The sequence below is a fragment of the Bacillus sp. ZY-1-1 genome, from assembly GCF_003047165.1.
In the GTDB taxonomy this organism is placed as follows: Bacteria; Bacillota; Bacilli; order Bacillales; family Bacillaceae; genus Bacillus; species Bacillus velezensis.
Genome location: NZ_CP027061.1, coordinates 3,091,341 through 3,105,285, shown reverse-complemented (window position 1 = coordinate 3,105,285; position 13,945 = coordinate 3,091,341). Strand labels below are relative to the sequence as shown.

The following is a 13,945-nucleotide window of genomic DNA, read 5'->3' as shown; positions in this document are numbered from 1 at the left end:
TAGAATGGCTGTAAAAGTAGTAATGCCGAAGCTGGGAATGGCGATGAAGAAAGGTGAAGTATCCGTCTGGAATAAAAAAGTCGGCGACCCGGTTGAAAAGGGAGAAAGCATCGCCAGCATCAACTCGGAAAAAATAGAAATGGAAATAGAAGCGCCTGAAAGCGGCACGCTTCTTCACATTAAAGTCAAAGAGGGAGAAGGAGTCCCGCCGGGAACGCCCATCTGTTATATCGGGGAAAACGGCGAAGAAGTGCGGGAGAAGGAGGCGCCGGCTCCTGAAAAAGCAGGGAAACCGCAAGCTGAACCTGAACATATTCCCGCTCCAAAAGCCGGGCAAAAGCGCAAACACCGCGTGAAAATATCTCCCGTTGCCCGAAAAATGGCGGAGAAAGCCGGGTTGAAAGTCGATACGCTGAACGGGACGGGGCCCGGAGGCAGAATCGTAAAAGCTGACGTCATCAAGGCGATGAAGACAGAAGCTGAACCGCAGTCTTCGGTTCAGACAGCACAGCCGGAGGGAAAACCGGCTTCAGCGATGAGAAAAGTGATTGCAGACCGAATGCACAAAAGCCTGCAAAACAGCGCCCAGCTGACGCTGACGATGAAAGCAGACATTACGGAGCTTGTAAAATGGCAAAAGCAGCTCGCCGACAGCGCGAAAAAGCGGAGCGGTGTTAAACTGACGGTCACACATTTCGTATCCCGGGCCGCGGTGCTTGCGCTGAAACAGCATCCTGAGCTGAACAGTTCTTATCAAGAGGAGCGGATCATCACCTATCCATATGTCCACCTCGGGATGGCGGTTTCTCTTGAAAACGGTCTCGTCGTGCCGGTGATCCGGGATGCGGAAAAGCTTTCATTCCTTGAGCTTGCGGATCACATCAGCACATCGGCACGCCGGGCGCGGGAAGGCAATGCTTCCGGAGATGATCTGCACGGATCGACATTTTCTATTACAAATCTCGGGGGTTACGGAATTGAGCATTTCACCCCGATTCTTAATCCGCCTGAAGCCGGTATTCTCGGAGTGGGCGCAAGCTATGAAACGCCGGCGTTTAAAGGAGATGAGCTTGTCAAAAGCATCATGCTGCCGCTGAGCCTTACCTTTGATCACAGAGTATGTGACGGCGCCCCGGCTGCGGACTTCCTGAAAACGGTCAAAGCGCTGCTTGAAGAGCCTGCCGGTTTGATTTTATAGAGAGAGGTGAAAAAATGAAACTAGCCATTATCGGCGGCGGGCCGGCCGGATATGCAGCTGCCGTGACTGCCGCGCGGAGAGGAGCAGAAGTCGTTCTGATCGACAAAGGGCCGCTCGGAGGCACTTGTCTCAATGAGGGGTGCATCCCGACAAAGTCGCTTTTGGAAAGTGCGAATGTGCTCGATAAAATCAGGCATGCAAATACATTCGGCATCGAACTGCCGCAAAACATTACACTCAATTGGAACCGCATGCAGGGGCGCAAACGGCAAATCGTCAGCCAGCTCGTGCAGGGAATTCAATACTTAATGAAAGCAAATCAGATTAAAGTCATCAGCGGGACAGCCTCATTTCTCACAGAGCAGACATTGCTTGTTGAAGAAGAAGGAGGCGCAAAAGACATTCTGGAAGCGGACCGGATATTGATTGCATCCGGATCTGAACCGGCGGAGCTGCCGTTTGCCCCATTTGACGGCGATTGGGTAATCGACAGCAAAGATGCGCTTTCTTTACAGAAAATCCCTTCGTCTCTGCTCATTGTCGGGGGAGGTGTGATCGGCTGCGAATTTGCCTCTTTATTCAGCCGGTTTAAAACGAAAGTGACGGTGATTGAATCGGCTGACCGGCTGCTCCCGGCAGAAGACGGGGAAATCGCCGCCGTTTTCGAAGACTCTTTAAGAGACAGCGGGGCTGATATTCAGACAAAAGCCGCCCTTCAGCGGATTGACAAAGAAAGGAAAACCGCCGTGTGGACAAAAGACGGAAAAGAAATTGAGGCTCAGGCTGATCACATTTTGGTTGCAATCGGCAGAAAGCCGCGTTTGCAAGGCCTGAATCTGGAGCAGGCCGGCATCCGGTATTCTCCGCGCGGCATTGAAGTCAATGACCATATGCAGACCAATGTGCCTCATATATATGCGTGCGGCGATGCGGCCGGAGGAATGCAGCTCGCGCATGCCGCCATTCATGAAGGAATCACAGCCGCCGCGCATGCCTCGGGAAAGGATAGCAAAGTCAATATGCGGGCGGTGCCCCGCTGTATTTATACATCGCCGGAAATGGCAGCTGTCGGGCTGACGGAAACACAGGCGAGAGAGACATACGGAGATGTGAAAATCGGAGAATGCTCATTTTCTGCTAACGGAAAAGCGTTAATTAAGCATCAGTACGGCGGCAAAATGAAAATCATTGCCGAGCCGGAATTCGGAGAAATCGTCGGGGTGTCAATGATCGGGCCGGACGTGACGGAATTGATCGGTCAGGCGGTCATGATGATGAACGGTGAAATGACGGCGGATATGTCGGAGCACTTTATCGCGGCGCATCCGACTCTGTCAGAAACGCTTCAGGAAGCCCTGCTGAATGTCACCGGACTTGCGGTGCATTCCGTATAACCGGAATACCCTTTCTCAGATGAGAAGGGGTATTTTTCGTTGAAAGCGCTTTACTTTTCCCCTACAATATATGAAAAGATGGTCTGAACAGGGGGGAGCGAATACAATGAATGTCATTCGGAATGATTTTAAAACCTGGAAGCGCTTTGTGAAAGAAGGCGTGCTCGATGAATCCCGTATTCAGAAGCGGGTGGCCGCCTCATGGCACCGCTGCAAAAAAGCCGACGTCAACCCTTATCTAGAAAAGGGACCGAATGTAATGCCGGCAGATCATTTAGAAAGGCAGGCCGAAAAGCATGCGTTATTTTTAGCGGCCTCAATGCCGCACGCAGAAAGAATGAAAACGGCGATGCGGGAAATGGAAATGATGGTTCTCCTGATTGATTCAGACGGCGTTGTCCATTCAGTTGACGGCCACCCGCGCACCATTCATGAAGCGAACCGCATCAATTTCTTAAAAGGCGCCCGCTGGACGGAAACGGCCGTCGGCACGAATGCGATCGGGACGGCTCTTTATACAAATGAACCGGTCATGATACACGGCTCTGAACATTATTCGCTCGCTTCTCATCAATGGAGCTGTTCCGCCGCGCCCATCCGTTATGAAGACGGGCGGCTGGCGGGTGTCATTGATATTTCCTGCCCCGCCGCCCGCGCTCAGCCTTTTATGCTCGGAATTGCCTCCTCCATCGCTTATACGGCGGAACGGGAGCTTGCCCTAAAGATCAAAATGACAGAACTTGACATGATCAGCAAATTCGCCGGGCTTACCCGGTCTCATGATCCGATCGTGCTTTGCAATGAAATGAGCCGGGTTATCGCTGCAAGCCGTCCCGTTCAGCATTTTACCGGACATATGCTGCGCGAGCTTGAGGAACAGGGCTATCATATCAAGCGGACGAAGCGGGAGGAGAACGGCTTCACATGCGTTTACTTATCCAAACGGGAAGAAAAGCCGTCGTTTATATTTCATGGTGCGGCAGGCAAAAGCCCGTCATCCCGACATATGCTTGAGCAGCTGGAGCTTGTCGCCCGAACGGACGCAACCGTTTGTCTTACGGGAGAAACCGGGACGGGAAAGGAGATTGCCGCCCGGGCGATTCATAACAACAGCTCCAGGAAAAACGGCCCGTTTATCGCTGTTAACTGCGGGGCGGTCCCCGAAAAGCTGATTGAAAGCGAACTGTTCGGCTACTCGGAAGGCGCCTTCACCGGGGCCAAACGGAAAGGACATAGCGGCGCTTTGCAAAAAGCCGATAAAGGCACGCTTTTCCTCGATGAAATCGGAGAAATATCACACTCCATGCAGGTCGCTCTGTTACGGGTGCTGCAGGAGCGGAAAGTCACCCCGGTCGGCGGGACAAAAGAGATTCCCGTTGACATCAGAATCATCACTGCCACCCACACTGATCTGAGACAGCTTGTCGAATGCAAAAAGCTGAGAGAAGATTTATTTTACCGGCTTCACGTCTGTCCGATCCACCTCCCTCCATTAAGAGAACGCACCGAAGACATTCCCGGACTCTTCCTTGAATTTCAGCGAAATCGCGGCTGGCGGGGGGAGCTTCCTGTTGACTTTTTAGACGTATTAAAGAGCCGGAAATGGCCGGGGAACATCAGGGAATTGTTTAATGTATTTGAACGTCTTTCCGTCATGTTCCCGGACGGACGGTTGTCAGGGCGCCCCATCGCAGCCCTGCTTGAAGCGTCAGGTCTTAAAGAAGCGGCCGAGTCTTATGAACAGGAAGAAGCGTCCTCTGTCTCCATCCGGGAGCACATTCAGAAAAACATCATCGTAAACGCGCTTGAATCAGCGAAGGGGAATGTCACGCTGGCTGCCAAAATGGCCGGAATCCCGCGGAGCACGTTTTACAAACGCCTCAAAAAATTCAAACTCACCGCCGGACAATTGTAAGAAACAAGCATACTTCTCTTGGCTGCCGGACACGTTATGTGTGAGGCCTAAAGGAGGTTTGAGACGTGAATACACAGCGTGCGAAAGACATTTCGGAATCCGCCGCCATGGCGTATGTGACGTATGAAGGAGTCCCGATTTATATTCAGCATGTCAACGAAGACAAGGAAACAGCCAGGATTTTTCCGATCGGAAATCCACAATTTGAGCAGGAAGTGCTGCTTTCTGATTTACAAGAGCATTTTTGAGAAGGGGTCTGCTGATGACAGCAGGCCTTTTTCGTACCTGTGGGAACTTTCCCGCTTTTTGAGAAAAGTAACTAAAAATGATCAAATGATCTAACTCCTTCAAACCCGGTACAGATCGGACCTTCTCATGATATAAATAAAATGTAAACGTTATCAGAGGAGGGCTTCACATGACAGACAAATCATTCTCAATCGTTATTGCAGGCGGCGGCAGCACATTTACCCCCGGAATTGTATTAATGCTTTTGAATCACCTGGAAGAGTTTCCGATCAGAAAGCTGAAACTTTATGACAATGATAAAGAAAGGCAGGAGCGGATTGCGGGTGCGTGTGAGGTATTCATAAAAGAAAAAGCGCCGGACATTGAATTTTTGGCGACTGATGACCCAGAGACGGCTTTTACGGATGTTGACTTCGTCATGGCGCATATCCGCGTCGGAAAATACGCGATGCGCGCGCTCGATGAACAAATCCCGCTGAAGTACGGCGTGGTCGGCCAGGAAACATGCGGGCCGGGCGGAATCGCATACGGCATGCGCTCTATCGGCGGTGTTCTGGAGATTCTTGATTATATGGAAACGTACTCGCCTGACGCATGGATGCTGAATTACTCCAATCCGGCGGCGATTGTGGCCGAAGCTACACGGCGCCTCAGACCGAATTCAAAAATATTGAACATCTGCGACATGCCGGTCGGAATTGAGGATCGCATGGCGAACATCCTCGGATTATCTTCACGAAAAGAAATGAACGTCCGTTACTACGGCTTGAACCACTTTGGCTGGTGGACGTCCATCACGGATCGAGAGGGCAATGATTTAATGCCGAAGCTGAAAGAGCATGTCCGTGAATACGGCTACGTTCCGAAGACGGAGGCCGAACAGACTGAAGCAAGCTGGAATGACACCTTCAAAAAAGCGCGCGACGTACAGGCGGCGGATCCGGATACGCTTCCGAACACATATCTGCAATATTACTTATTCCCGGATGATATGGTGAAAAAATCAAATCCGAACCATACGAGAGCCAACGAAGTCATGGAAGGGCGCGAAGCTTTCATTTTCAGCCAATGCGATATGATTACGCGCGAACAATCATCGGAGAACAGTGAAATTAAAATTGATGATCATGCTTCCTATATCGTCGATCTTGCCCGGGCCATCGCTTATAACACCGGGGAGAGAATGCTGTTAATCGTTGAAAATAACGGTGCGATCGCAAACTTTGATCCGTCAGCCATGGTTGAGATTCCTTGTCTCGTAGGTTCAAACGGACCGGAACCGCTCTCAGTCGGGAACATACCGCAATTTCAAAAAGGCCTGATGGAACAGCAGGTGTCTGTCGAAAAACTGACGGCTGAAGCGTGGGAAGAGCGGTCATTTCAAAAGCTGTGGCAGGCGCTGATCCTGTCAAAAACAGTGCCGAATGCCCGTGTGGCAAGACTGATTCTTGAAGATCTGATGGAGGCTAATAAGGACTACTGGCCTGAGCTTGATGTAAGCCCGTCTCCTATTTCCTGATGACAATCTTCCCCGTTATCTTTATCTGTTATTCTATATAATAGAAAGAAAACGGGGGGATTTTTGGGATGAGTCTTGAAGAACTGGTTAATCAGCATTACGCGAAATTAAATGACAACGATTTTTATATTTTAAAATATATATTGAATCATAAACATACGTGCTACCATCTCGGTATCAATGACATGGCGAAAGCCTGTAATGTCTCTCGGTCTTCCATCCTGCGGCTCGCCCAAAAACTGGGCTTCAGCGGCTATAGTGAATTCCGTGTTTTTCTGAAATGGGAGGATCAGCCTGAAGAGGGCGAGAATATGACGTTTGAAAAGCTGCTGGATGATATTGAAGCCAATGTAAAATACGTGAAGTCAAAAGATATGACGGAGATGTGCCGGCTGATAGATGAAGCAAAACGGATTTTCGTTTACGGATCGGGGACGGCTCAGAGGGTGTGCGCCCGTGAGCTGCAGCGGATGTTTGTATCCCGGCGGAAGTATCTGATTTTAATTCAGGACATCACAGAGTTTAATATCATGTGTGATGATTTTAAGGTTGATGACGTATTCATCATTATTTCTTTATCAGGCGAAACACCCGAATTAATTCCGCAGGTAAGGACCCTGTCCGCAAAGGGAGTTCCGTTTATTTCAATCACCAATCTGAAAAACAACGTACTGGCGCAAACGACGCCGTATAATCTTTATGCGACCAGCAAGCCGGTGACGTTAAGCGATAAAACGGAAATCGTCGCATTTGCCCCGTTTTTTCTGGTGGGCGAAGCGTTATTCCGTGCATATGTTGATTATAAAGAGCTCGAAAATTTTGATAAATAGCGGGAGGTCACGTGAAATGATGCAAAAAGTCCAGCGCTTCGGCAGCGCGATGTTTGTGCCTGTTTTATTATTTGCATTTTCCGGTATTATTGTCGGTCTGAGCACGCTGTTTAAAAATAAAACGCTGATGGGGCCGCTGGCTGATCCTGACGGGTTTTGGTATCAATGCTGGTACGTCATTGAACAGGGCGGCTGGACCGTCTTTAATCAAATGCCGCTCCTGTTTGCGATCGGCATCCCTGTCGCCTTAGCGAAAAAAGCGCAGGCGCGGGCTTGTTTGGAAGCGCTTACAGTTTATCTGACATTCAATTACTTTATCAATGCGATTCTGACGGTTTGGGGCGGGGCTTTTCATGTGGATATGACTCAGGAAGCCGGCGGAACGAGCGGGCTGACGATGATCGCCGGCATCAAAACGCTTGATACGAATATTATCGGCGCCATCTTTATTTCATCTATTGTCGTGTATTTGCACAATCGTTATTTTGATAAAAAACTGCCGGATTTTCTGGGGATTTTTCAAGGATCTTCCTACATCGTTATCATTTCTTTCTTCATTATGATACCGATTTCATTTGCGGTGGCATACGTATGGCCGATGGTTCAGTCCGGAATCGGATCGCTGCAAAGTTTTCTCGTTTCTTCCGGGGCGATCGGCGTGTGGATTTACACATTCCTGGAGCGGATTTTAATTCCGACCGGCCTGCATCATTTTATTTACTCGCCGTTTATTTACGGTCCGGCTGTGGCTGAAGGCGGTATCGTCACCTATTGGGCCCAGCATCTCGGGGAATACTCTCAAAGCGTCAAACCGCTGAAAGAATTGTTCCCGCAGGGGGGCTTCGCGCTTCACGGCAACTCGAAAATCTTCGGCATTCCGGGAATCGCGCTCGCTTTTTACGCCACGGCTTCAAAGGAAAAGAAAAAAATCGTCGCCGGCCTTTTGATCCCGGTCACCTTGACGTCCATTGTAGCGGGGATTACAGAGCCGATTGAATTTACATTCCTTTTTATCTCGCCGTTTTTATTTGCGGTTCATGCTTTGCTTGCCGCTTCCATGGCAACCGTCATGTATATGGCAGGCGTCGTCGGAAATATGGGAGGCGGTTTGATCGAAGCTGCGACCTTGAACTGGATCCCGCTGGCGTCAAGCCACGGTTTGACGTATGTATACCAGATCATCATCGGGCTGTGTTTTACCGCTGTTTACTTTTTCGTCTTCCGTTTCCTCATTCTCAAATTCAACATCGCCACACCGGGCAGAGAAAAAGAGGAAGGGCAGGAAACAAAGCTCTATTCGAAAAAGGAGTACAGAGAACGGAAGCAGGCTTCAAAAGAAACGGCTGCGGCAGACGAAACACAGCGGGATACAGCCGCTTTGTATATTGAAGCGCTGGGCGGAAAGGACAATATTACGGAGGTCACCAATTGCGCCACCCGTCTCCGCGTCACTGTCGCTGATGAATCAAAGGTCAAAAATGACGCCGATTTCAGAGAGCTGGGAGCCCACGGCGTCGTCAGAAAAGGCAGGGCGCTTCAGGTCATTGTCGGATTAGGCGTTCCGCAAATGCGGGAGCGTATTGAACAGCAATTGGATCAATAAGGTCAAAACCTTCCCCTCCCCGGGAAGGTTTTATCTTTTTCGCAGATTATTGAAAAAACGGCACACCAAATTTCTTTATTCATTTGCCGGAAAGGCATAAAATAATAATATTGAACAAAGGATTTGGAGGCTTACACATGTCAAAGGCTTTATCATATGTAAAACCGTATTCCCTTTTGGCGGGAATCGCTCTGTTTTTCATGCTCATCGAGCTTGCGGTAGAGCTGATACAGCCCCTGCTGATCGGGAAAATCATTGACGAAGGAATTTTAAAGCAGGATCTCGGTACGGTTTGGCTGTGGGGCGGCGTGATGATCGGGCTGACCGCTGTTTCATTCGCATCGGGAATTTTAAATTCATTCTACTCCGCCCACATCAGCCAAAGCTATGCGTATGATACGCGAAAAGGGCTTTTTCAAAAAATTCAATCCTTCTCTTATTCGACGTTTGCGCAATTCTCATCTACGTCGTTTATCACCAGGCTGACAAACGATGTGACGCAGGTCCAGAATATGCTTTTCATGAGTCTCCGGTTTATGCTCAGGGCGCCGTTAATGATTGCGGGGGGCATTATTCTCTCGCTGACCGTCAATGCGAAACTCGGTTTTTTTCTGCTGATCACGGTGCCGGTTTTGCTTTTGTTTTTGCTGTGGGTGCTGAAAAGAGGCGGCGCGCTGTTTCGGTCCGTGCAAAAGCGGCTTGATCAGGTCAACACGATCATGCAGGAAAACCTGACGGCGATCAAACTGATTAAAGCGCTCCTCCGTGCAAACCACGAAGTGAAACGTTTTTTGAAATCGAATACGAAGCTGATGGAAAAAACGGTTTCCGCTTTTCGTCTCGTGGAAGCGGCGATGCCGATTTTAATGCTGCTGATGAACAGCTGCATTTTGTTTATCTTATGGTTCGGCGCCAAAAGCATTGCTCAGGGCGGAGCGCAGGTCGGCGATGTCGTTTCCGTCATTAACTATGCGACGCGGATTACAGGCGCGCTGTCCGTCCTGCCATTTCTCATTATGGTATTTTCCCGGGCGAAGGCTTCCGGGGAAAGAATCGGCGAGGTGCTGGAAACAGAAGGCGGCGAGGGAACGGGGCACGACCCGGCGCGGGCGCTAGCAGGCGGGATTGAGTTTCGCGAAGTGTCCTTCCGCTATCCGGACATGGAAAAAGACGCGCTGCATCACGTGTCCTTTTCAGCCAGCCCGAAAGAAACGGTTGCCATTATGGGCGCGACAGGTTCAGGGAAATCAACGCTTTTTCAGCTGATTCCGCGCCTGTACACGGCTGATTCAGGCAGTATTTTCATAGACGGCAAACCGATCGGTGAATTCTCCGCTTGCGGGCTGCGCAGGGAAATCGGCTATGTGCCGCAGGAAGTGCTTCTGTTTTCGGGCACAATCCGTGAAAATATCGCCTGGGGACGGGAGGAAGCTTCACTAGATGAAGTAATGGAAGCGGCCAAAGACGCGCAAATCCATGACACGATTATGAAGCTGTCAAACGGGTACGACACGGTGCTGGGACAGCGGGGCGTCAATTTGTCAGGCGGGCAGAAGCAGCGGATTTCCATCGCGCGCGCTTTTATCAGAAAACCGTCCCTCCTGCTGTTAGATGACAGTACGAGCGCGCTCGATCTTCAAACGGAAGCGAAGCTTTTACAAGCGATCAGATCCTATGAATGCACGACACTGATTATTACGCAGAAAATAACCACCGCGATGAAGGCTGACACCATCTTATTGCTTGAAGACGGCGAATTGCTGGCAAAAGGCACGCACAAAGAGCTGATGGCACAGTCTCATCTGTACCGGCAGATTTATGAATCACAATTCGGAAAGGAGGGAGCTGACAGTGGAGAAAGACATTCGTAAACCTTTCCGATATCCGAAAATACCGCTCAAATCAAATGAAGGCGGCAGAAAACGCGCGAAAGCAAAAGATACAAAAGGCACGCTGCGCAGAATCTGGTCGTATGTAGCCGAGAAAAAAGGGCTTTTAACCCTTGTGATCATCATGGTAGTCATAAGCGCCATATTCGGCCTGCTCGGACCGTTCGTCATCGGGAAAGCAATTGATCATTTTATCGTCGGACGGACGACGGACGGATTGGCGGGGGTGCTGTTCATACTGTTTGGGATTTACCTCGTGCAATCATTGTCCTTATGGTTTCAAAACTATTGGATGATCAATATCTCGCAAAGCACCGTGTTTAAAATGCGGAGCGAGCTGTTCAGCCATCTGCATGAGCTGCCGATACCGTTTTTTGATAAACAGCGCCTCGGCGATTTGATGAGCCGGGTTACCAATGATATCGAAAATGTCAGCTCCACTTTAAATACATCCGTCATTCAAGTGCTGTCGAGCGTCATTACATTCGTCGGCACAATCGCCGTCATGCTGTACATGAGCCCGCTTTTAACATTGATCACGCTTTTGATTATTCCGATCATGCTTTTGAGCATTAAATGGATCACCAACCGGACGGGACTCCTGTTTAAGCAGCAGCAGAAAAACCTCGGCGAGCTGAACGGTTTTATTGAAGAGTCGATATCAGGAGCGAAGGTCATTAAAGCCTATTCGAGGGAAGACCGCGTCATGGAGCAATTTTTAGAAAAAAACGCGGCGTTACAATCATCAGGCTTTTGGGCGCAGACAATTTCGGGATTCATTCCGAAAGTCATGAACTCTTTAAACAATTTAAGCTTTACGATTATAGCGGCGGTCGGCGGGCTGTTTGCGCTGAAGGGGTGGATTTCGATCGGTTCCATTGTCGTATTCGCAGAATACTCGCGGCAGTTCACGCGCCCTTTAAATGATTTGGCGAACCAGTTCAATACGATGTTATCGGCCATCGCCGGGGCTGAGCGGGTGTTTGACGTGCTGGATGAAAAAGAGGAGCGGGAAGATGAAGAGCATGCGACGCACCAGCCGATCAAAACGGGAGAGATTGAATTCCGAGATGTCTCCTTCGGCTATCAGGAAGACAGCCCGATCTTAAAACATCTGTCCTTCAGCGTTCCGAAAGGACAGTCAATCGCCTTCGTCGGACCGACCGGAGCGGGTAAAACAACCGTTACGAGCCTGATCGCCCGTTTTTACGAGCCCAATAACGGAAAAATCCTCATTGACGGAACGGACATCAAAAAACTGACGAGGTCCAGTCTGAGAAAAAACATGGGGTTTGTCCTGCAGGATTCCTTTCTCTTTCAGGGCACCATCAGGGAAAATATCCGTTACGGCCGTCTGGATGCATCTGATCAAGAGGTGGAGGCAGCCGCAAAAGCCGCCAATGCCCACGGATTCATCGAACGGCTCCCGAAAGGCTACGATACCGTCCTTACCCAAAACGGCGCGGGCATCAGCCAAGGACAAAAACAGCTTATTTCCATCGCGAGAGCTGTGCTGGCGGACCCGGTGCTGCTCATTTTGGATGAAGCGACGAGCAACATTGATACGGTGACGGAAGTGAAAATACAAGAAGCGCTCGGCCGTTTAATGGCGGGCAGAACAAGCGTCATCATCGCTCACAGGCTGAACACGATTCAAAAAGCCGATCAGATTCTTGTGCTGAAAGCCGGCGAAATGGCTGAAAAAGGAACCCATGCCGAACTTCTCAGCCAGAACGGGTTTTACCGGGAATTATATGAGAGCCAGTTCCGGGAATCATAGGTAGGGAAAAAGACCTCCGACAGAGTGCGGAGGTCTTTTTTTTGCGAAGACAAATAGTACTTTTAAGTTATTTTCGTTAAATGTAACAAAATTACTTGACGTAAATAAGTTATGTATATATACTAGCTTACATAAAGTAAGTGATAATAATTTTCAAGGAGGATTTTATGAATAAATCATTCGAAACAGGAACACTGCTTTTAAGGGTTGTAACAGGTATTATCTTTTTTGTTCACGGTTTATCCAAGTTTCAAGGGTTGGAAGGAACTACGCAATTTTTCCAGAGCATCGGGCTTCCGGCCTTTATGGTCTACGTCATCGCGACGATTGAGCTTGTCGGCGGGGTTCTGATCTTTTTCGGTTTGGCGACGCGCATTATCGGCGTTCTGTTTGCCGTCACATTAGTCGGCGCCATTTTCACGGCGAAGCTTTCCTCACCATTTATGGGCGGATCGGAATTTGATTTCATCTTACTGGTTGCGTCAATTCACTTAGCGCTTTCAGGAAGCCGTCTGCTTTCATTGGATCAGCTCCTTTTCAAATCAAAAAAGGGAGAAACTTTTTCAGCATAAGAAAGAAGGCGTTCAAATGACCGGCATTCATCAAGATACAGCAATCGGTTATGTCAAATTGACGATTAAAAATATGGAACGCTCGCTCGGCTTTTACCAAAATGTCATCGGCCTTCAAGTCATCTCGCAGACAGATCGTTCTGCAGAACTGTCAGCAGACGGAAAACGCGTCCTGCTGGTGCTTGAAGAAAATCCGAGCGCCGTCGTTCTCCCGGAGCGGTCTGTCACCGGCCTTTACCATTTCGCGATACTTCTGCCTGACCGGAAAGAACTCGGCATCGCATTGGCCAGGCTGATTGAAAACGGCATCGCGCTCGGTCAGGGGGATCACGCAGTCAGTGAGGCTCTTTACCTGTCTGATCCGGACGGCAACGGCATTGAAATATACGCCGATCGTCCCCGCAGCACGTGGCGCCGGGATGCAGAGGGCAATTATGTCATGCAAACGGCGCCCGTCGATGTGGACGGGCTTTTGGAAGAAGCCGGAGCTGAACGGAAAAGCCGTCTCCCGGAAGGAACCGTTATCGGCCACATCCATCTTCATGTGACGGATTTACAGGAAGCCAAAGCGTTTTACACCGATATCCTCGGTTTTGACATTGTCGGCAATTACGCGGGCATGTCCGCTCTGTTTGTTTCGGCGGGAGGGTATCACCATCACATTGGTCTGAATATATGGGCCGGAAAACATGCGCCGCCGAAACCGGGAAATGCAAGCGGGCTGGATTATTACACCATCGCGCTGCCGCATCAAAAAGAGCTGTCACGTGTGACAAAAGCGCTGACCGATGCCGGCTTTGAGATCGAAGAAAGAGAAGAGGGCGTATTCGTCAAAGACCCTGTATCAGGGGCGGATATCGCATTTACACTGTAAGAAACAACCCTTGCCGTCTCACCGGCAAGGGTTTTTATTTTTCTAAAGGCTCGGGAAAGAAGAACGTCGATTTGCAATATACACCCGGCTTTTGTGTGACTGAAGAGAGCGAACATCTCAGT

Annotated in this window: 11 protein-coding genes; all 11 read left to right on the top strand. The window is 49.7% G+C overall.

Features of this window, described 5'->3' with window-relative positions:
- The first annotated feature begins 4 nt into the window (after positions 1–4).
- The 11 genes from C5I45_RS15505 to C5I45_RS15455 all read left to right on the top strand — a co-directional run bounded on the left by C5I45_RS15505 (position 5) and on the right by C5I45_RS15455 (position 13,823).
- Complete coding sequence (locus C5I45_RS15505) at positions 5–1,198, top strand: dihydrolipoamide acetyltransferase family protein (protein ID WP_060658288.1); 1,194 nt, start codon at positions 5–7, stop codon at positions 1,196–1,198.
- Between the two features lie 14 nt (positions 1,199–1,212).
- Entirely contained in the window at positions 1,213–2,592 is a 1,380-nt protein-coding gene (gene lpdA / locus C5I45_RS15500) for a dihydrolipoyl dehydrogenase (protein ID WP_003155537.1), read from the top strand.
- Positions 2,593–2,698: 106 nt separating this feature from the next.
- Positions 2,699–4,507 carry a sigma-54-dependent Fis family transcriptional regulator gene (locus C5I45_RS15495; protein WP_024085022.1) on the top strand — a complete coding sequence of 603 codons (1,809 nt, stop codon included), beginning with the start codon at positions 2,699–2,701 and terminating at the stop codon, positions 4,505–4,507.
- 65 nt (positions 4,508–4,572) lie between these two features.
- Entirely contained in the window at positions 4,573–4,755 is a 183-nt protein-coding gene (locus C5I45_RS15490; protein WP_003155535.1) for an H-type small acid-soluble spore protein, read from the top strand.
- Between the two features lie 170 nt (positions 4,756–4,925).
- Entirely contained in the window at positions 4,926–6,275 is a 1,350-nt protein-coding gene (gene glvA, locus C5I45_RS15485) for a maltose-6'-phosphate glucosidase (RefSeq protein ID WP_003155532.1), read from the top strand.
- Between the two features lie 68 nt (positions 6,276–6,343).
- The gene (locus tag C5I45_RS15480) at positions 6,344–7,105 is read left to right on the top strand and encodes a MurR/RpiR family transcriptional regulator (protein WP_003155531.1); all 762 of its coding nucleotides are present in this window, start codon (positions 6,344–6,346) and stop codon (positions 7,103–7,105) included.
- Positions 7,106–7,121: 16 nt separating this feature from the next.
- Positions 7,122–8,708, top strand: a complete 1,587-nt coding sequence (locus C5I45_RS15475; protein ID WP_107994492.1) for an alpha-glucoside-specific PTS transporter subunit IIBC — start codon at positions 7,122–7,124, stop codon at positions 8,706–8,708.
- Between the two features lie 137 nt (positions 8,709–8,845).
- Complete coding sequence (locus tag C5I45_RS15470) at positions 8,846–10,579, top strand: ABC transporter ATP-binding protein (RefSeq protein WP_024085026.1); 1,734 nt, start codon at positions 8,846–8,848, stop codon at positions 10,577–10,579.
- Positions 10,560–12,377 (top strand): ABC transporter ATP-binding protein, encoded by a 1,818-nt coding sequence (locus C5I45_RS15465; protein ID WP_107994491.1) that lies wholly within the window; start codon positions 10,560–10,562, stop codon positions 12,375–12,377. The genes C5I45_RS15470 and C5I45_RS15465 overlap by 20 nt, the downstream gene beginning before the upstream one ends.
- Positions 12,378–12,544: 167 nt before the next feature.
- A complete protein-coding gene (locus C5I45_RS15460; RefSeq protein WP_003155526.1) occupies positions 12,545–12,949 on the top strand; it encodes a DoxX family oxidoreductase CatD in 405 nt (134 codons plus the stop codon).
- 16 nt (positions 12,950–12,965) lie between these two features.
- The gene (locus tag C5I45_RS15455) at positions 12,966–13,823 is read left to right on the top strand and encodes a catechol 2,3-dioxygenase (protein ID WP_032857455.1); all 858 of its coding nucleotides are present in this window, start codon (positions 12,966–12,968) and stop codon (positions 13,821–13,823) included.
- Positions 13,824–13,945: the final 122 nt, after the last annotated feature.